This window comes from Thermoanaerobaculia bacterium (genome assembly GCA_035260525.1).
Classification (GTDB): Bacteria; Acidobacteriota; Thermoanaerobaculia; order UBA5066; family DATFVB01; genus DATFVB01.
Window position 1 is genome coordinate 17,327 of record DATFVB010000272.1, and the last position, 19,522, is coordinate 36,848.

Consider the following 19,522-nt stretch of genomic DNA (forward strand, 5'->3'; position numbering starts at 1 on the left):
GCGCGCAAGCGCCGAGCGCGTCAATCGCCGAGCACGGCAGTGCGACGGCACATGGCGCGTGCCGCCCTGCGACATACGTGCTTTCTGTCATACCCGCGCAAGCGGGTATCCAGTCCTGGGTCCCCGCTTTCGCGGGGACGACCGATTCGTGGTCGCCTCACCGGGACGTCGCGGACGACCCGCATCCCGTCGGGCTCGCGCCTCGCCGCCGAGCTGGAATGAAATCAAAGTCTGACGGAGCCATGGCGAGCCCGCGGGACACGAATATCGGCGTGTACGGGCGAATCATCCGACGATGATGCCCGCGTACCCCACGACGGAGTCCGCGTCGCCGGTGCGGTCCCCGCTGTCGGAGCGGGCGACGATCTCGGCGCGCGAAACGCCCCGGCGCCGGGCGGCGACGAGGAGGGCCGTCGCCGGCAGGAACCCGCACATCGAGATCTCGTGCTCGACGACGGCCGAGAACAGCCCGTCGGGGTCCACGCGCTCGATCGCCCGGAAGGCGAACGCGTTCTTCGCGTCGCCCACGGCCCTCGATTCGTAGTGGTTCATGTCGGACGATGCGAGGATCAGGACGGGATCGGGCCGCTCCGCCGCGGCCTGCGCGCAGGCCTCTCCGATCTCGTGACAGAGCGCGAGCGACGGCGCCCCGATGCAGACCGGGACGACGGAGACCGACGGCTCCCACGTCTGGAGAAACGGGAGCTGGACCTCCAGGGAATGCTCCCGGACGTGGGCCAGGCTCTCGCGCTCCAGGTGGGGGCAAGAGGCGAGCAGCCGGCGCGCGAGGTCCTCGTCGATCGCAACGTCGCCGAGCGGCGTGGCCCACCGCTCGTGGGCGTCGATCGACGCGGCGGGTCCGAGCCCGGTGTGGTTCGGGCCGAGCAGAATCACGGTCCGCACCGGAGAGACGCGCGCGTACACCGCCCCGGCGACCGCGCCCGAGTAGACGTAGCCGGCATGAGGCACGACGACGCCGAAGGCGGCGCGCTGCGGAATCGGAGGACCGAGGCACTCCCGGACCTCCGCGGCGAGCGCGCGGGGATCGCGGGGGTAGAACGCTCCCGCCACCGCGGGAGGACGCGTGCTCATTTCTCCAGCATACGCCGCGCGGAGCGGCGGTTCCTGGTGCGTTCCTCCGGCGCGGCGATTCGGCCCGAAGCATTCCCCGGTCGGGCCCTTCGCATCGCGGGGGACCCTCCGCCGAAGTAATCGAGCGGAGGCTCCCGATGCGGGAGCGAAAGCGTCGGCGAGGGGGTGGCCGATTCGCGGCCGAGTCGCTCGTTCGACGAGCCGCGAACCCGTCACACGCTTTCGTCCCCCGAGCCAGCTCCCGCGACGGTTCAGTCGACGAGAACGGTGGCTTCCGCCCGGCGGCTTCCGATGGAAGCGGTCACCACCGCGGTACCGGATTTCAGCCCCGTGATCGTGCCGTCTCCGAGGACCCGGACGACGTCGGGAGCGCTCCCCGAGAGCTGTGCCCCCGCGTCGGCGATCGGAAGGCCGTTCTCGTCGTAGGCGGTCACCGAGAGCTTCTGGCTCTCTCCGACGCGGAGGATCGCGGTCTCGGGGCGGAGCTCGATGCGGGAAACGTCGCGGATGTCGATCTGGAGCTCGGATTCCGCGACGAGGTCGCCGACCTTCGCGGTCACGAGGGTCTGGCCCGGAGCGAGCGACGAGACCGTGCCGTCGCGGGCGATCGAGGCGACTTTCGGATTGGTCAGGATCCACGCGATGGAAGGGACCGCCGCGGGCTTCTTCGCGGCGTTGCGTCCGGTCACGACGAACTTCGCGGTCGTTCCCGCCGGGCCGACGAGCCGAAGGAGGGCGGGCGCGATCTCGATGCTCGACAGGTCGACGACCTCGACGGCGACGGACGCCGAGAGGTTCCCCGACGAAACGGTGACGGTCGCCGTCCCCGGATGCTTCGGGACGACGTGTCCGGCGCCCGACACCTCGACGACGCCGGGATTGGAGCTGGTCCATTTGAGCGGAGGCATCTCGGCGACCGACGCTCCTTTCGCGTCGGCCGCGCGAACCGAGATCTCTTTCGACTGCTCGGTCCCGTAGATCACCAGGCGGCGGGGGTTCGCCTCGAGAGACGCCGCTTTCGGCCGGCAAGCGGCGAGCATCAGTACGGCCGCGACCGCCGCGATCCGCTCTCGATTCCGGATTCCCGTCGCCATCGATCCCCTCCGTTGCGGGCGGACGATACCATGCGCCCCGGCAGAATAGAATGACGGCCGTGTGGAACGCGATCCTCTGGGCCGCCGCGCTCCGGGTCGCGATGCCCGCCGCGCCGGTCGTCCACGTCGGGACCATCCAAATCCAGAGCAACGACGTCTTCTCCGCCGAAGAGTCGGCGAAAGGGTGGTTCTACCGGGCGGCCAACGCGATCCACATCGAGACGCGCGACAGCTTCCTGCGCAAACAGCTGCTGTTCCAGGAAGGGGACGTGCTGGACATCGCGCGGCTGGCCGAGACCGAGCGCAACCTGCGCGCCTTACCGTTCATCAAGAGCGCCTCGGTCACCGCGTCGGCGCCGCACGACGGCGTGAGCGACGTCCTCGTCGTGACCCAGGACGCGTGGACCACGGAGCCCGGCGGTTCCTTCGGGTCGAAGGGAGGCCGCACGACCTACAGCGTCGAGTTCTCGGAGACGGACCTCCTCGGCCGCGGGCAGAATTTGTCGCTCTCCTACGACCAGGGGACGGAGCGCACGACGCGGTCGATCTCCTTCGAGGACCCGTATCTTTTCCGCCCGTTCTGGCGGGGGCGGGTGCTCCTGGCCGACAACTCGGACGGGCGGCAGCGTCAGTTCGAAATCGCCCGTCCGTTCTACGCGTTCTCCGCCCCGTGGAGCGCGGACGGCCTCGTCTCGCGTCTGGCGGAGGAAGACAAAAACTACCGGGAAGGGGAGACGTTTTCCGTCTTCCGCCACGAGCATCGGGAGACGCTCGCGTCGTACGGCCGGGCCCTCGAATCGGGGGAGTTCGAAGCGCGCCGGCTGACCGGCGGGATCGACTTCCTCGACGAGACGTTCTTCGCCGTTGCCGGGAAGCCCGACGCGGTCCTCCCCGGCCCGCGGAAGTACCGGTACGCGTTCGCGGCGTTCGAGCTCGTCGAAAACGCGTTCGAGACGCTGAACTACGTCAACCGGGACTCCCGCTACGAGGACTTCAACCTCGCGCCGCGGATCTTCGCGCGCGCCGGCTTCTCGCCGACCGCCTTCGGCGCCCGCTCGAACAGCGCGATGGCCGAGGTGGAGTGGTCCGGCGGCATCCGTTTCAGCGAGGACGCCTTCGCGCAGACCGACGTGGACGTCCAGAGCCGGTTCGACGGCGGCCCGCAGAACACCATCGTCTCGCTGTTCGCCGGCTACGTCCGCCGTTTCCGGCTCGCGCGCACGCCCCAGACTTTCGTCGCGCGCCTCCAGTTCGACCGCGGATGGCGGCTCGATTCCGACGTCCAGTTCGAGGCGTCCGGCGCGACGGGGCTCCGGGGGTACCGCCTGCACGCGATGACGGGGGACAAGAGGCTCCTCGTCAACGTCGAGCAGCGGTTCTTCTCGGAGCGCGAGTACCTGCAGCTCTTCTCTCCCGGCGCGGTCGTCTTCGCCGACGCCGGTACGGCCGTTCCCGCGGGCATGCCGCTGACGCTCTCGAGTATCAAGTCGGACGTGGGGATCGGACTGCGGATCGCGATCGCTCGCGCGGGGGGGAACAACATCCTGCGGATCGACGTCGCGTTTCCGTTTCAGCGGGACGCGCGCGGCCGGCACGGCCCTCTCGTGTCGTTCTCCTCCTCGCAAGCGTTCACCTTCCGGCGAACGAGCGCGAGCGGGAACTGACGTGCCGCATCTCCCGATCGGCGATGCGCGCGTGGGAATCGTGCTCGGCTCCGGCGCCGGCGGATTCGCGCGGCGGCTCGCGCGGGCCCGCCGGACGTCGTTTTCCGCTCTCCGCGGTTTTCCGGCGCCCTCGATCGCCGGCCACGCCGGAGAGCTGATCGTGGGCCGCGCGGCCGGGGTGCCCGTCGCCGTTCTCTCCGGGCGGGTCCACGCGTACGAGGGGCATTCCTTCGAGAGGGTCGTGCATCCGGTGCGGGCCCTCGCGCGGGCGGGCGTCCGCGCGGTCGTCCTGACCAACGCGGCGGGAGCGGTTCGGGCCGCCTGGCGCCCGGGAGACCTGATGCTCGTCGCCGATCACCTCAACGGGTTCGGGGCGAATCCCCTGGCCGGACCCAACGACCCGTCGCTCGGGCCGCGGTTCCCCGACATGACCGGCGCGTACGACCCGGCGCTCCGGCGGCTGGCCCGCGCGGCCGCGCGCCGGCTCGCCATACCGCTTCGGCAGGGCGTCTACGCCGGGGTCCCGGGGCCGTCGTACGAGACGCCCGCCGAGGTGCGCATGTGGCGCACGCTCGGCGCGGACGCGATCGGGATGTCGACGGTCCCGGAAGTGATCGTGCTGCGGCATGCGTCGGTCCGGGTGCTCGCCATTTCGCTGATCACGAACATGGCGGCAGGAATCGGGCGAGCTCCGCTCGACCACGACCGCGTGCTGGAGGCGGGGGAGCGAGCCGCGGGAAGGCTCGGCGACCTCCTCGAGGCGGTCGTTCCGCTCGTCGATCGGCTCATCGAGGACTAGCCTCCCCCCCGTCCGGCCAAAATGGCGTCGTCGCCGGGCTTCCGGCGTCGTCGTCGGGCAGAAGGCACCGTTACGCGGCGTCGCGCGGGTCGGGTAAGCTCTTCTTTTTCTTCCCTTTTGAGCATTACGGCTCATATAATTCCGGCAGTCGAAAATGGAGGTCGAATGAGCTCTCTGGCCGCACTCCGGCTGAATCAATTCGGAGTACGTTTCTATGAGGTTCTCCTCTCCGGCGTGGACGTCCAGAAAATCGTTCATTTCGAGGTTCTGAACTACAGCGCCAACGACCGGCCGACGCTCGGCGGGGCCCGCCGGAAGTCGAAGGGACTGGTGAACTGGGAGTTCCTGGAGAAGAAGATCTCCGCTTCGGGCGAGGCGTTCCAGCGGCCGATCATCGAGCGGAAGATCAACGAGCTCGTCAACTACTACCTGCAGTGCGCCGAGTCGGGGACCCTGCCGGCGATCCCCGGGAGCGTGCTCCTGGTGAGCGACCGCCGGCTCGAATACACGCCTTCCCGGGACAATTCCGACCTCGGGACGGTCAAGCTTCCGGATCAGCCCGGCACCATGCGCGCCCTCGACGGCCAGCACCGGCTGCTCGCGCTCCACCAGCTCGCCGAGAAGCACAACCTGACCGACTTCCAGGTGCCGGCGGTCGTGTTCGATTCGCTGACGGCGGACCAGGTGGTCGAGCTCTTCGTCACGATCAACAGCAAGCACACGAAGTTGAATCCCTCGCACCTCATCTCGCTCGCGGGACGCCGGCTCTACCGCGACGAGAACCTCGCGGCGTCGCACGACGTGATCCGCGGGTTGAACGAGGACGAGCACTCGCCGCTCCACGGCCAGATCAAGGTCCTGGGCGTCGGGAAGGGGACCGTCACGCAGGCGTCGCTCGCCGACGAGCTCCGCGACGTCTTCGCCGCGATGGCGGCGGCGGGGCCGCGCACCTCGAAGGAGTTCCGGGAGAACGCGAAGAGATTCTTCCTGAACTACTTCAAGGCGATCGAGAAGGTGTTCCCGAAGGCCTTCGCGTCGCGAAAATATTCGATCAAGACCGGCATCGCGTTGCGCGCGTTCCTCCGCGTCTCGCCGCACGTGATCGCGATGATCCGCCACCGCGGCGGCGACCTCTGGTCGGCGGGCGAGCTCCACGCCGCGCTGCTGCCGTGGGCGGAGTCGATCGGCGACGCTCGCTTCGAGACCGATCAGCTCTGGAAGCAGAGGGCGGCCGGGGGAACGCGGTCGACCGTAGAAGTGCTCGTCAGGGAGCTCAAGCAGGGCCTTCTGGTCTAGCTCCCGAGACGCGCGGTTATACGGGTCCGTGCGGCCGGCCGCCGGCACGACGTACGCTGCCGGTACGCCTTAGCCGCCGGCAGTCCGCCCGAACCCGTCTTCCCGCACGTCTCGCTTCGCCTCGTCGTCAGCGGCAGTGGAAACCAACAGGGAATGCTCGCCGGTACCTCGCGCTCCAGAACGATCGAGTTGCTCTGACGTAGTCCGAGTCGCGGTTCGGGCTTTCCGCACGAGGCCGTGCGCCATGCATCGACGACGTCAGTTGTCCGACAGACGAGGCGCCGTCAGACGTGCGGGAAGGGCGCGGCCGGCCTCCCGCGCCCGCTTAATCGTGCGTATGGTCAGCGCCAGCGGCTACGCGTAGAGGCCGCGGACCATCGTGTCATGCGCGACGCGCGACATCCCCAGCATGTACGCCGCGATCCGGTAGCTGACGTCGTACTTGTTCGACATCTCGACCACGTCGTTGAACGACTGCACCATGATGTCCTCGAGCCGCTCGTTGACTTCGGCTTCCCGCCAGAAGAACCCCGCGCGGTCCTGGACCCACTCGAAGTAGGAAACCGTGACGCCGCCGGCGTTGGCGAGGATGTCGGGAACGACGACGATCCCCCGCTCGCGGAAGATGTTGTCCGCCTTCTGGGTCGTCGGCCCGTTGGCGCCTTCGACGATGATGCGCGGCTGCACCTTTCCGGCGTTGTGGCCGCGGAGCTGGTTCTCGTTGGCGGCCGGGACGAGGATGTCGCACGGGTGCTCGAGGAGCTCCGCGTTGGTGATCGCCTCGCCGTCCGGGAAACCCTCGAAGGAGCGCTTCTTTCCGTAGTGCTCCAGAACGGCCGGAACGTCGAGGCCCTTGTCGTTGGCGATGCCGCCGCGGATGTCGGAGACGGCGACGACCTTCGCGCCCGCCGCGTGGCACATCTTCGCGGTGATCGAGCCGACGTTGCCGAACCCCTGGACCGCGACGCGCGAGCCCGCGAGCTCGAAGCCGTTGGCGCGGGCCGCTTCGCGCGCGATGATCATGAGACCGCGCCCGGTCGCCTCGACGCGCCCCCGCGAGCCGCCGATCGTGAGCGGTTTGCCGGTCACGACGGAGGTCACGGTGTGGCGCATGTGCATCGAGTACGTATCCATGATCCACGCCATCGTCTGCGGCGTCGTCCCCATGTCGGGGGCCGGCACGTCGCGCTCGGGTCCGATCAGGTCCAGGATCTCGGCGGTGTACCGGCGCGTGATCTTCTCGAGCTCGGCCGTCGAGAGCGAGGGGGGATCGCAGATCACGCCTCCCTTGGCGCCTCCGAACGGGATGTTGACGACGGCGCATTTCCACGTCATCCAGGCGGCCAGCGCCCGGACCTCGTCGAGCGTCACGTTCTTGTCGAAGCGAATCCCTCCTTTGCCGGGTCCGCGAGCGATGTTGTGCAGGACCCGGTATCCGACGAAGACCTCGATCCGGCCGTCGTCCATGGAGACGGGGATCGAAACCTTCGTCTCGCGAACGGGTTCCCGGAGCACTTTGTAGAGACCGGGGTCGAGCGCGAGCTTCTGCGCCGCGACGTCGAAGCGCGACATCATCTCTTCGAAGGGGTTGTCGGAATCGACTCCCTGGGGACGGGTGATGATCGTCGTCTTGTTCATCAAATCGGAGACGTCGGCCCGCGCGGCGTCCCCGTCGATCATCGGCATGCCGCTGGCGGTATCCATTTTTGTCACGAGAGCTCCTTCTTGGTACGCTCGGATTCTACCGGAATCGCCCCCGGCGGCAAGAGAAACCCGGGGCGCGTTCGTTCGTATGAAAGGACGGTGGGGAGTGGACGACGCGCTCTCGGATGAGGAGATCGTCGCGCGGATACTCCGCGGCGAGGAGGACCTCTTCCCGATGCTCGTGCGCCGCTACCAGTCCCGCCTCGTCGCGCACCTCTCCCGCGTCGTCGGCAGCCGGGAAGAAGCGCTCGATCTGTCTCAGGAGATCCTGCTCAAGGTGTTCCAGGCGCTGCCGCGGTACAACGCGGAGTACAAGTTCTCGACGTGGATCTTCCGGATCGCCTCCAACGCGGGGATCGATTTCCTGCGGAAACGGCGCATCCGCACGGTCTCGATGGACGCCCCTCCCCCGGGAGAGCCGGAGGAGAACGCGCCGACGCGCGAGTTCCCGTCGTCGGGCCTCGACCCCTATGGAGAGCTCCGGAACCAGGAGCGCCGGGCGAAAATCGGGCGCGAGATCGCCGCTCTGCCGCCGGAATTCCGGGAATTGATCGGTTTGCGCCATTTTGCGGGCCTTTCCTACGAGGAAATCGCCGAAACCAAGCAAATGCCGCTGGGGACCGTGAAGAATAAACTTTTTCGCGCTCGGGCCGTTTTAAAGAGCAGGTTGGCAGGGGAGTTGACTTGAACTGCACGCGCCCGCTCGACGCTCTGGATCTGGAGGCCCTGGCTTCGGGGGAGAACCCGGTGCTCACCCCGGACGCCCGCGCCCACGCCGAGACGTGTCCCGACTGCGGCCGGCGCGTGGACGCCTTCCGCGCCCTCGGCGAGTGGCTCGCCGACGTTTCCCTGCCGGCGGTTCCGGAAGGCTTCGCCGACGGGATCGAGCGTCTTCGCGGTTTTTCGCGCGCCGAGGCGCGCTCCTGGCGGCTGTGGAAGGCGCCGGCGGCGGCCTTCGCCGGAATGCTCGCCGGCTCGTCGCTCCTCCTCTCGCTGCCGGCGCTCGGCGCCGGCGAGCAGGCCGGCTTCCTGACGGCGCTCGCTCTCGAGTGGAGAGCCGTCCTCGTCTGGCCCGTGTCGATCGTCCAGTCGCTTCCGGCGGCGGTCTCGGCATTGTCGGACCTTCTTCTCCGGGACCGGGGATTCGCGGCCCTCTCGATCCTCCTGATGCTGCCGGCGGGGTTCGCCGTGACGCGGCTGTGGGCCCGGCACGCCATCCGCAAGTGAAGAGGGCGGGACTCGGAATCGCGTTCGTCCTCGCGGCCGCCGCGGTCGCGCGAGCGGACACGCTGACGACCGTTCGCCGGCCCGTCATCGTCTCCGAGCCGGTCTCCGGCCGCGTCGCCTCGATCGGAGGAGACGTCACGATCCGGTCGCGGGTAGCCGGCGACGTGATCGTCTGGGGCGCCGACGTGCGCATCGAGCCGGGCGGTTTCGTCGGCGGCGATGTCGTCGACTTCGGAGGCTCGGTGGCCGCGCCGGAAGGCGCGATCCGCGGCCGGCTGCTCACGCCCGGATCCCTCGGCGCGCTCTATCTGGCGGAGGCGGAGCGCGCGCCGTGGGCGCGCGAGAACGCGCCGTGGGCGCGCGGCGCGCGACGCACGGTCCCCTGGACCACCGTCGCCGGGCTGCGGCTCTTCGTCCTCGCGATGTGGATCCTGCTTTCCTCGATCGTGCTGCGCTTCCGGAGCGGGAGTGTGGCGCGAATGGCGAAGGTCTTCGAGGAGAGCCCGGGAGCCGCCGCGGCTTCGGGCGTCGTCGGGATCGTCTTCCTTTTCCTCGCCGGAATCGCGGCTTTCACGGCGTTGCCGGCGGCCGCCCGTGTTCCGGCCGCCGCCGCGATCCTCGCCGCCGCGTTCGCGTTGAAGCTGTTCGGGATGACGGCGCTCTTTCTCTTCGCGGGACAGAAGCTCACGGGACGCTTCTCGCCGGCGTCGCGCCCGGCGGCGCTCGTGCTCGGCCTCGCGGTCTGCGGCGCGGTCTCGCTCGTACCGGTGGCCGGGCCGCTCCTCTGGAGCGCGGCCTCCGTGTTCGCCGTCGGCGCCGCGCTGTATACGCGCCTGGGCGCGCCTCGCTTCCGCGTCGCGGAAGCGTAGGCGGGCGCGCCGATGCATCGAGCCGGGCGGGCGCGTGCCGCCCGCCCGCGGCGCTCGCCGTACGCCGCCGGTACGACTCGGCCGCGGGCCGGGCGACCCGCATCCCGTCCGCCTTCGCCAAGGCTACGGCGGATCTGCGACACACTTCCGCTGACGCTTCGACGGAAATAGGGAGCGATTCATCCGCCATAGCTCGTGAGAGCGGCGGCGGACCGGGCTCGCGCCTCGGCGCGCCCCGTTCTCCGGGCTAACTGATTTTCGAAGCAACGGATAACCCCGTACGGGATCACGGCATGACCCTGCAAAGGGCGATCGGGCGACTACGATAAAGTGCGCGGCATGGAAATTCGGACGATCGGCGTGGTCGGGTCCGGTCAGATGGGGAGCGGAATCGCGCACGTCGCGGCCGCCGCCGGCGCCTCGGTCGTGCTCGCCGACAGCGCGGCGGAGATCGTCGCGCGCGCTCGCGGCATCATCGCGAAGAACCTCGAGCGGGAAGTCGCGAAAGGGAAGCGCACCGCCGAGGAACGGGACGCCGCCCTGTCGCGGATCGTCGAGACGACGGACTTCTCCTCCTTCGGTTCCGCCGACCTGGTGATCGAGGCGGTCACCGAGAACGAGTCGGTGAAGCGCGACGTGCTCCGGCGCGTCGACGAGATCCTGCCGGCCGAGTCGATCCTCGCCACGAACACGTCGTCGATCTCGATCACGAAGCTCGCCGCCGCGACGAACCGGCCCGACCGGTTCATCGGCATGCACTTCATGAACCCGGTCCCGGTGATGGCGCTCGTCGAGGTGATCCGGGGGATCGCGACCTCGGACGAGACGGCGCAGACGGTGCGGGCGCTCGCCGAACGGATGGGGAAGACGCCGATTTTCTGCAACGACTTCCCCGGATTCGTCTCCAACCGCGTCCTGATGCCGATGATCAACGAGGCGATCTACGCGGTGTTCGAGGGCGTGGCGGAGAAGGAGGCGGTCGACGGCATCATGAAGCTCGGCATGAACCACCCGATGGGCCCCCTGGCGCTCGCCGATTTCATCGGTCTCGACACGTGCCTTTCGATCCTGCGCGTCCTCCACGACGGCCTCGGGGACCCGAAATACCGTCCCTGTCCGCTGCTCGTGAAGATGGTGGACGCCGGGTGGCTCGGGCGCAAGTCCGGCCGCGGCTTCTACGACTACGGAAAATGACTGCTGGCGCGGACCATACATCGAGCGATACGGGCGCGTGCGGGCCGCGTCGCCCACCGACGTACGTCTGGAGTACGCCTGCGGGCGCCGCGGCCCACCCGCTTCCCGTCTCGCTCGCGTCCGGCCGCGCCTCGGGGTCCTTCCCGCGGAGCTTTCGAAGCCGAGTTCGGAGCCTGGATCGAGGGCTGGTTCCCGACGGCGAAGAGCGCGGCTGACATGCTCTGCCAGACGTGCGGCACCTTCAACGCCGACGCGGCGGCGGAGTACTGCTCGCGGTGCAAGGGGAAGCTCCTCGTCGTTTCCGGTCCCCGTCCGGTCGAGGAGAACGACGCCGGCGGGAGCGAGGACGTCGGGCTCGACGAGCACCTGCTCGAGCGGATCTCGGCCCTCGAGGAGGTCGTCCGGCGCGAAGGAGAGATGCTCCGCACGCTGTTCGAGTCGCTCCAGCGTCTCGAGAAGAGCGTCTCTCTGGCCCAGAGCGGGATCCTCGCGCTCCAGGAGACGCTCGAGCAGCGCGGCGTGCTGTCGCCCGGGGAAACCACCGATCGCTGGCAGGCCCGGTCGGAGAAGCGGCTGCACGCCGTCGAGACGAAGGACCGTCTGCTCGACCGGCGGGACCGGATCCTCGCGGGCTTCGCGGGCACCGACCGGGACGGGTTCTTCCAGAAGCTCCGGGAGGCCGAGATCGCGATCGTCTCGCTCGACTCCGACCGCGGCCTGCGGCTGCTCGAGGACGCGTTCCGGCTCGACCGCGGCAACGCGGATCTCGGGTTCTTCCTCGCGGAGACGTACTTCGCGGCCGGCGATCTCGAGCGCGCCTCGCAGTTCCTGAAGAGGATCCTCGCCGCGAACCCGAACCACCACGATTCGCTCCTGTATTCCGGCATCGTCGCTTCCGAGTCGGGAGACGCGAAGACCGCCGAGGCCTTCCTGCGGCGCGCGATCGAGATGAAGCCCGAAGGCTTCCTGTCTCATTTCGCGCTCGGGGGGCTGCTGGCCCGGCAGGCGCGGTTCGACGAAGCGCAGAAGGAGCTGCTGACCGCCCGCGACATCGCGCCGCTGACGGCGACGCGGATCCTCCTCGGGCAGGTGCAGAGGGAGCTCGGCGAGACGGGGAAGGCGATCGAGGAGTTCGAGGAGGCCATCCGGGAGGATCCGCGTTCCGAGGAGGCTCACTACCAGCTCGGCCTCGCGTACCTCGAGAAGAACCGTCCCGGCCGCGCGCTCAAGGAGTTCCAGAACAGCCTCGAGATCAATCCGCGCCGCCTCGAGGTGCAGGAGGCCGTCCGGCTCCTCGAGAGGGAGCGCTGGACGGGCCTCCCCGGCGTCGAGGGGCCGGCGGCCGAGGAGTTCAAGCGGGCCGAGGAGTGCGTGGCCGACGGCCGTCTCCGCCGCGCGCTCGATCTCTACCGGCGGGCGCTCGAGAAGGACCCGGAGAACGGGACCGTCCGGATCTCGTACGCGCTCCTCTGCGCCTCGCTCGGGCTCTCCGGAGAGGCGATCGCGGCGTGCCGCCAGATCCTCTCGGGGAAGGCCGAGGAGATGGTCGCGGCCGCGGCGTGCTCGACGCTCGCGGAAGTGCTCCGGGCCGAAGGGCAGGGACGCGAGGCGGCGCGCGTCGTCGAAGACTTCCTCGCCCGATACGACTCGCCCGCCGCGCGGACGATCGGGTTCTACGAGCTCGCGTCGAACCTCGCCGACTCGGAGGAGAACTTGAACGAGGCCCTCGACTTCGCGTCGCGGTCGCTCGAGGCCGCTCCGGACGAGCTGAAGCCGTTCTCCCTCGCGGCGATGGGGTGGGTCTACTACAAGAAAAAGGACTACGACAGCGCGATCAAGTTCCTGAAACGGTCGTCCGAGAGCTCGCCGACCCCCTCGACGCTCCACCGTCTCGGGCTCGCGCTGCTGGCCTCCGGGCAGGCGGAGGAGGCCAAGGCGGCCTTCCGCAAGGCGAAGACGGTCGCCTCGCGGGGCGCGCGGCTCGAGGAGAAGATCCTGGAGCAGGTCCGAATGAATCTGCGCATGATCGAGATGGCGGCTCCCGGCAAGCGCGGGCGATAGCGGCCGTTATACGCGCCCGTCGGGCCCGGCCGCGCTCAACGTACGCTCTCGGTACGCCTCGCGCGCGGGCCGGATTCGAGATCGCCCGGTCCGCCTTTCACCGACGGCTTTTCCCCGATCCATTCGCATCAAGAGCGCCGCGCGCCATCTGTTAAGCTCCCGAAAATGCGCTGGAGCCGGTATTTTCTGAACACGCTGCGGGAGACGCCCGCGGACGCGGACGCCGTTTCGCACCGCCTGATGATGCGCGCGGGGATGATCCAGAAGGTCGCCGCGGGGATCTACACCTATCTCCCGCTCGGTCTTCGCGCGGTCCAGAAGCTCGAAACGATCGTCCGCGAGGAGATGAACCGCGAAGGGGCGGTCGAGCTCCTGATGCCGGCGATCTCGCCCGCCGAGCTGTGGCAGGAATCGGGACGCTGGCAGAAGTACGGCAAAGAGCTCCTTCGCATGAAGGACCGGCACGACCGCGACTTCTGCTTCGGGCCGACCCACGAGGAGGTCGTGACCGACACGGTCCGGAAGTCGGTCGTCTCCTACCGGCAGCTCCCGTTGAACCTCTACCAGATCCAGACGAAGTTCCGCGACGAGATCCGCCCGCGGTTCGGGCTGATGCGCGGACGCGAGTTCCTCATGAAGGACGCCTATTCCTTCGACGTCGACGACGCCGGGCTCGCCGAGCAGTACGCGCGGATGATCCGGGCGTACTCGGCCGTCTTCACGCGCTGCAAGCTCGATTTCACGATGGTCGAGTCGGACGTCGGCGCGATCGGCGGCTCCTCCGCGCACGAGTTCATGGTGCTCGCCGAGACCGGGGAGGATGCCGTCGTCAAGTGCCCGGCCGGCGACTACGGAGCGAATCTCGAGAAGGCCTCGACGGCGGAGCTCGAGCCGCCCGACGCGGGCCCGCTCGAGCCGATGCGGACGGTCGACACGCCGGGAGCGAAGACGATCGAGCAGATCGCCGCGTTCCTGAAGGTCCCGCCGTCGCGGACGATCAAGACGCTGATCTTCGAGACCGACCGGGAGTTCGTCGCCGCCGTCGTGCGCGGGGATCTCGACGTTCACGAGGTGAAGCTCAAGAACCATCTCGGGGCCGAGCATCTCCAGCTCGCTTCCGAGGGAAAGGTGGAGCAGGTCACCGGCGGTCCGTCGGGATTCTCGGGGCCGGTGGGGCTCTCCGGCGTCCGGATCGTCGTCGACCGGTCGGTCAAGCGTCTCGTCAACGTCGTCGCGGGAGCCAACCGGGCCGACCGCCACCTCGTCGGCGTGAACCCGGGACGCGACTTCGACGTGACGGAGATCGCCGACGTCGCCGCCGCCCGGGCCGGCGACCCGTGCCCCCGGTGCGGCTCGCCGCTCGAGGTCGCGCGCGGGATCGAGGTCGGCAACATCTTCAAGCTCGGGACGAAGTATTCGGTCCCGATGGACTGCTCGTTCCTCGACGAGAACGGCGAGAAGAAGCCGATGGTGATGGGCTGCTACGGGCTCGGGATCGGACGGACGGTCGCCGCGGTCGTCGAGCAGAACCACGACGACGCGGGGATCGTCTGGCCCGCGCCGCTCGCGCCGTTCGACGTGCATCTCATCGCGATGAACGTCGGGGACGAGGAGAATCGCACCGAGGCCGAGCGGGTCTACGCCGCGCTCGGAGAAAGAGGAGTCGACGTGCTGTACGACGACCGCGACGAGCGGCCGGGGGTCAAGTTCAAGGACGCCGACCTTCTCGGCCTGCCGCTCCGGATCACCGTCGGCGGCCGTTCGCTCAAGGAGGGAAAGATCGAGCTCTCCCGGCGGAAGGACCGCGCGGTCGAGCCGGTCGCCAAGGAGCAGATCGTCGAGGCCGCGTTCGCCGCGGTCCGGCAGGCGCAGAAGTCATGAGAAAAATCGGCAAGCAGGAAGCTCTCGACTACCACTCGCGGGGGCGCAAGGGAAAGATCGAGGTCGTCGCGACGAAACCGTGCCGGACGCAGGAGGACCTCTCCGTCGCGTACACGCCCGGCGTCGCGGAGCCATGCCTCGAGATCCAGCAGGACCCGCTGAAGGCCTACGAGTACACCGCGAAGGGGAACCTCGTCGCGGTCGTCTCCAACGGGACGGCCGTTCTCGGGCTCGGCAACATCGGCCCGCTCGCGGGAAAGCCGGTGATGGAGGGGAAGGGGATCCTCTTCAAGCGGTTCGCCGACATCGACGTCTTCGACATCGAGCTCGACGCTCCGGGAATCGACGACGTCGTCGACACGGTCCGGCGCATCGCGCCGACCTTCGGCGGGATCAACCTCGAAGACATCAAGTCTCCCGAGTGCTTCGAAATCGAGGAGCGGCTCAAGGCGGTCCTCGACATCCCCGTCTTCCACGACGATCAGCACGGCACGGCGATCATCTCCGCGGCCGCCTTCCTGAACGCGCTCGAGATCGCCGGCAAGAAGATCGGCGAGGTGAAGGTCGTTTTCGCGGGGGCCGGCGCGGCGGCGATCGCCTGCGCGAACCTGTACGTGTCCTACGGCGTCAAGCGCGAGAACCTCCGCCTCTGCGACCGCAACGGGGTCATCTACAAGGGGCGGCGCGAAGGAATGAACCCCTACAAGGAGAAATTCGCCGTCGAGACCGACGAGCGGACGCTCGCCGAGGCGCTGCGCGGCGCGGACGCGTTCATCGGGGTCTCGTCGAAGGGCATCGTGAGCGGCGACATGCTGCGGCCGATGCGCGAGAGCCCGATCGTCTTCGCGATGGCGAACCCCGATCCCGAGATCACGCCGGAAGAGGCGATGATGGCCCGCCCCGACGTGATCATGGCGACCGGACGCAGCGACTACCCGAACCAGGTCAACAACGTGCTCGGCTTCCCGTACATCTTCCGCGGCGCTCTCGACGTGCGCGCGCGGGAGATCAACGAGCCGATGAAACGGGCGGCTTCGGAGGCTCTCGCGGCGCTCGCGAAGGAGGACGTCCCCGATTCCGTGCTGAAGGCCTACAACCTTCCGACGATGCGGTTCGGGCGCGAGTACCTGATCCCGAAGCCGTTCGACTACCGGGTGCTCTTCTGGGTCGCGCCGGCCGTCGCGAAGGCGGCGATGGATTCCGGGGTCGCGCGCGTGCCGATCGACCTGGAGGCGTATCGGCGCCGGCTCGAAGTGCTCCTGTCGAGGACGCGCGAGGTGATGCGGACGGTGCGGGAGAAGGCGCGCTCCAACCCGAAGCGGATCGTCTTCCCCGAGGGGGAGCACCCGAAGATCCTGCGCGCGGCGAAGATACTCGCCGAGAGCGGGATCTGCCGCCCCGTCCTGATCGCGCGCCCCGAGCAGGTGGCCGGGAAGCTCAAGGAGTTTTCGATCCCGGCGGGCAAGATCGAGTTCGTCGACATCCCCCGGTTCCCGCGGCTCGACGAGTACGCCGACCGGCTCGCCACACTCCGGCAGCGCCGCGGCGTCACCCGGGAGGACGCCCGGCAGAAGGTCCTCCACCGCAACGTGTTCGGCGCGCTGATGGTCGAGATGGGGGAGGCCGACGGGCTGATCTCGGGGCTCACGATGACGTACTCGGAGACGATCCGGCCGGCCCTCCAGATCGTCGGGATCGAGCCGGGCGTTCGGAGAGTGAGCGGCCTCTACATCCTGATCCTGAAGGACCGCATCTTCCTCTTCGCCGACACGACGGTGAACATCGACCCCTCGGCGGAGGACCTCGCCGAGATCGCGCTGTTGTCGGCCTCCACCGCCGAACGGTTCGGCTTCGAGCCGCGCGTCGCGATGATCTCCTTCTCGAATTTCGGGTCGAACCGCCACCCGAAGGCGGACCGGGTCCGCGACGCCGTCGCGCTCGTCCGGCAGCGCCGCCCCGACCTTCCGATCGACGGCGAGATGCAGGCCGACACGGCGGTTCTCCCCGACCTCCTCGAGAACGACTTTCCGTTCGCGACCGTGCGGCGTCCCAACGTCCTGATCTTTCCCGACCTCGAGTCCGCGAACTCCGCCTACAAGCTCGTCTGGCGGCTCGCCAACGCGGAGGCGATCGGGCCGGTGCTGATGGGGATGAACAAGCCCGTCCACGTCCTGCAGCGGGGCGTCGACGTCACCGACATCGTCAACATGGCGGCGATCGCGGTCGTCGACGCGCAGCGCAACGAGGAGCGTCAGGGCCGCCTGTTGTGAGGCGCCGGCGGGCGGCGCCGCTCCTCCTCCTCTTGGCGGCCGTCGCCGCCTCGGCCGGCTGCGTGACGTTCCGCAAGCCGGCGATCGTCTTCGAAGGAGTCGCGGTCTCCGAGATCACCCGGGACCAGGCCTCGCTCGACGTCGAGCTCGGCGTCACGAACCCGAACGGGTACCGGCTCGGCGTCCGGCAGCTCACGTACCGGCTGTCGATCGACGGGGCCGACGCCGGACAGGGATCGATCGACGCCGCGGTCTCGATCCCGCCGCACGGGAGGGCGACCGTGAAGCTGCCGTTGACGCTCGCGTTCGCGCCGCTGAAGACGCGCGCGCTCGACCTCGCGCTCTCCGGCGGGATCGGCTACGCCGTCGAGGGGGAGATCGTCTTCACGACGCCGCTCGGCGCGGTTCGGCGTCCGTACCGCCATGAGGACCGGCTGAGCCTGTTCCGCTGAACGGATCCGCGAAGAGCTCGCCGAGCACGCGGGCGATCTCCGCGGCGCCCTCGCCTTCGATCAGCGTGTCGTGGGTTCCCGGCACGACGTGGGTGCGCAGCCGGACGCCCGGGATCGCGCGCCACCCGTTGTCGGGATCGTCGTGCAGCCGTCCGGCGCGCTCGACCTGGTCGCGAGCGCGAAAAAGAACGACCGGCACGGGCAGGGTCTCGGGCGCGTACGCGCGAAGCGCCCGTCCCAGCGGGGCGGGACGGAGCCGGCGGCCGATGCGCCGCCGCACCGCCGCCGCGCGCTCCTTCCACGAAAGCCGGAGGAACCGTCTCCAGATCCCCGCCGCGCGAAGGACCGGCGGCGCCGGAGGGGGATAGCCGGGGGCGAACGTGTCGAGGAGCACGAGGAGGTCGACGGCTTCCCCCGCCGCCGCGAGCCGACGGGCCATTTCCCATGCGACGGTCCCTCCGAAGGAGTGTCCGCCGAGACGATACGGGCCGCGCGGCTGGACGAGCCGCAGCGCGGGGAGGAAGCGGTCCGCCCACGCTCCGATCGACTCGGGCATCGGCTCGCCCGTCTCGGTCAGGACGTGGAAGGCGTAGAAAGGCTGGTCGTCGCCGAGCAGGCGCGCGATCGTCCGGAAGTTGAACCCGGGGCCGTTTCCTCCCGGAACGCAGAAGAACGGGGGCCGCGACCCGGCGGCGCGCAAGGCGACGATCGGAGAGACGGGCGATGCGCCGGGCGCCGCCGGCTCGCGGAGCAGCCTCGCGAGCGACTCGATCGTCGGCGCGTCGAGCAGCACCGGGAGCGGGAGCCTCCTGCCGAAGCGGCGTTCGACGGCCGCGAGCATCTCTGCGGCGATCAACGAATGGCCTCCGAGGTCGAAGAAGTCGTCCCGCGTCCCCTCGACGGGTCCGGGCAGGAGCAGGCGCCAGATCTCGAGGAGCTCGCGCTCGACCTCGTCGGCGGGCGGGACGGCGGGAGCCCGTCCAAACCCGCCGGGGGACGGCGCCGGAAGCGCGCGCCGATCGATCTTCCCGGTTCGCGTGCGGGGAAGGTCGGCGAGCACGACGACGGCCTGCGGGACGAACGGGGCCGGGAGACGGCGGCGGAGGATCTCGCGGAGGGCATCGCGGGCCGGGATCGCCGCCGGATCCCCTTCGAGATAGGCGACGAGCGTGTTTTCGCCGGATGTGTCGGGGAACGCGGCGGCGGCCGTGTCCGTCACTCCAGGCAGGCAGGCGAGCGCCGCTTCGACCTCGCCGAGATGGACGCGGACGCCGCGGATCTTGACCTGGAAGTCCTTCCGTCCCACGTGCTCGACGATGCCGTCCGTCCGGATCCGCCCGAGATCGCCGGTCCGGTAGGCGCGCCCGCCGCCGGGATCGGTCTGGAAACGCGCCGCCGTCAGCTCCGGGTCCCGCCAGTATCCGTCGGCCATCCACTCGCGGCGGATCACGATCTCCCCGACCTCGCCGGCGGGGAGCGGCCGGCCCTCGTCGTCCCGGATCTCGACGAGGACGCCGGGGCAGGGCGGTCCCACCGGGATCGCGCCCTCGGCCGGATCGGCGTCGCGCGGGACGAGGTTCGAGCAGACCGTGCCGGCCTCGGTGAGCGCGAGATTGACCCGCAGGCGGGCCGCGCCGGGAAAATGCGTCCTCCAGAGCTCGAAATCCCGACGCAGAACGGCGTCGCCGGAGAGGCGGACGAGCCGGACGCCCGGGAACCGGGCCTCCGGTCCGGCCGTCGCCAGGAAACGGCGGAAGACGCTCGGGACGGAGTGATAGACGGTGACGCCTTCCTCGACGATCGCGCGCGCGAGCGCGGCGAGGCCCTCGGTCTCCACCGGGAAATGCACGACCGCTGCGCCGGCGAGGAGCGCCTGGTGGATGTTCGCGAGCCCGCCGCCGAAGGTCGTGGATCCCGTC

General features: G+C 69.4%; 15 protein-coding genes. 11 read left to right on the forward strand and 4 right to left on the reverse strand.

Annotated elements, in window-relative coordinates; all coding sequences use genetic code 11:
* Nucleotides 1-285 precede the first annotated feature (285 nt).
* A complete protein-coding gene (gene amrB, locus VKH46_13170) occupies nt 286-1,092 on the reverse strand; it encodes an AmmeMemoRadiSam system protein B (protein ID HKB71790.1) in 807 nt (268 codons plus the stop codon).
* Nucleotides 1,093-1,343: 251 nt separating this feature from the next.
* Nucleotides 1,344-2,186 (reverse strand): hypothetical protein, encoded by an 843-nt coding sequence (locus VKH46_13175; protein HKB71791.1) that lies wholly within the window; start codon nt 2,184-2,186, stop codon nt 1,344-1,346.
* Between the two features lie 59 nt (nt 2,187-2,245).
* Between VKH46_13175 and VKH46_13180 the strand changes: the two genes are divergently transcribed.
* The 3 genes from VKH46_13180 to VKH46_13190 all read left to right on the forward strand — a co-directional run bounded on the left by VKH46_13180 (nt 2,246) and on the right by VKH46_13190 (nt 5,945).
* The gene (locus tag VKH46_13180; protein HKB71792.1) at nt 2,246-3,850 is read left to right on the forward strand and encodes a hypothetical protein; all 1,605 of its coding nucleotides are present in this window, start codon (nt 2,246-2,248) and stop codon (nt 3,848-3,850) included.
* Nucleotide 3,851: 1 nt separating this feature from the next.
* The gene (locus tag VKH46_13185) at nt 3,852-4,649 is read left to right on the forward strand and encodes a purine-nucleoside phosphorylase (protein ID HKB71793.1); all 798 of its coding nucleotides are present in this window, start codon (nt 3,852-3,854) and stop codon (nt 4,647-4,649) included.
* Between the two features lie 165 nt (nt 4,650-4,814).
* Complete coding sequence (locus VKH46_13190) at nt 4,815-5,945, forward strand: DGQHR domain-containing protein (GenBank protein HKB71794.1); 1,131 nt, start codon at nt 4,815-4,817, stop codon at nt 5,943-5,945.
* Between the two features lie 354 nt (nt 5,946-6,299).
* Here the strand turns inward: VKH46_13190 and VKH46_13195 are convergent, their stop codons facing one another.
* Entirely contained in the window at nt 6,300-7,649 is a 1,350-nt protein-coding gene (locus tag VKH46_13195; protein HKB71795.1) for a Glu/Leu/Phe/Val dehydrogenase, read from the reverse strand.
* A gap of 106 nt (nt 7,650-7,755) precedes the next feature.
* On the opposite strand from VKH46_13195, the gene VKH46_13200 reads away from it, so the two are divergent.
* From VKH46_13200 to VKH46_13235, 8 genes are all read left to right on the forward strand, one after another.
* Nucleotides 7,756-8,337, forward strand: a complete 582-nt coding sequence (locus tag VKH46_13200; protein ID HKB71796.1) for a sigma-70 family RNA polymerase sigma factor — start codon at nt 7,756-7,758, stop codon at nt 8,335-8,337.
* A complete protein-coding gene (locus VKH46_13205) occupies nt 8,334-8,876 on the forward strand; it encodes a hypothetical protein (GenBank protein HKB71797.1) in 543 nt (180 codons plus the stop codon). Before VKH46_13200 ends, VKH46_13205 begins: the two co-directional genes overlap by 4 nt.
* Nucleotides 8,873-9,745 carry a hypothetical protein gene (locus VKH46_13210; GenBank protein HKB71798.1) on the forward strand — a complete coding sequence of 291 codons (873 nt, stop codon included), beginning with the start codon at nt 8,873-8,875 and terminating at the stop codon, nt 9,743-9,745. The genes VKH46_13205 and VKH46_13210 overlap by 4 nt, the downstream gene beginning before the upstream one ends.
* Before the next feature lie 339 nt (nt 9,746-10,084).
* Nucleotides 10,085-10,939, forward strand: coding sequence for a 3-hydroxybutyryl-CoA dehydrogenase (locus VKH46_13215; protein ID HKB71799.1), 855 nt, complete (start codon nt 10,085-10,087; stop codon nt 10,937-10,939).
* Between the two features lie 216 nt (nt 10,940-11,155).
* Entirely contained in the window at nt 11,156-13,000 is a 1,845-nt protein-coding gene (locus VKH46_13220) for a tetratricopeptide repeat protein (protein HKB71800.1), read from the forward strand.
* Between the two features lie 165 nt (nt 13,001-13,165).
* Nucleotides 13,166-14,881: a proline--tRNA ligase gene (locus VKH46_13225; GenBank protein ID HKB71801.1), complete on the forward strand. Its 1,716-nt coding sequence runs from the start codon at nt 13,166-13,168 to the stop codon at nt 14,879-14,881.
* Nucleotides 14,878-17,151, forward strand: a complete 2,274-nt coding sequence (locus VKH46_13230) for an NADP-dependent malic enzyme (GenBank protein HKB71802.1) — start codon at nt 14,878-14,880, stop codon at nt 17,149-17,151. The genes VKH46_13225 and VKH46_13230 overlap by 4 nt, the downstream gene beginning before the upstream one ends.
* Entirely contained in the window at nt 17,148-17,603 is a 456-nt protein-coding gene (locus tag VKH46_13235) for an LEA type 2 family protein (protein ID HKB71803.1), read from the forward strand. The genes VKH46_13230 and VKH46_13235 overlap by 4 nt, the downstream gene beginning before the upstream one ends.
* Here VKH46_13235 and VKH46_13240 read toward each other — a convergent pair.
* Nucleotides 17,536-19,522, reverse strand: a 1,987-nt coding sequence (locus VKH46_13240) for an AMP-binding protein (protein ID HKB71804.1), incomplete at its 5' end; no start/stop codon positions are given. The two genes, VKH46_13235 and VKH46_13240, sit on opposite strands and share 68 nt — an antisense overlap.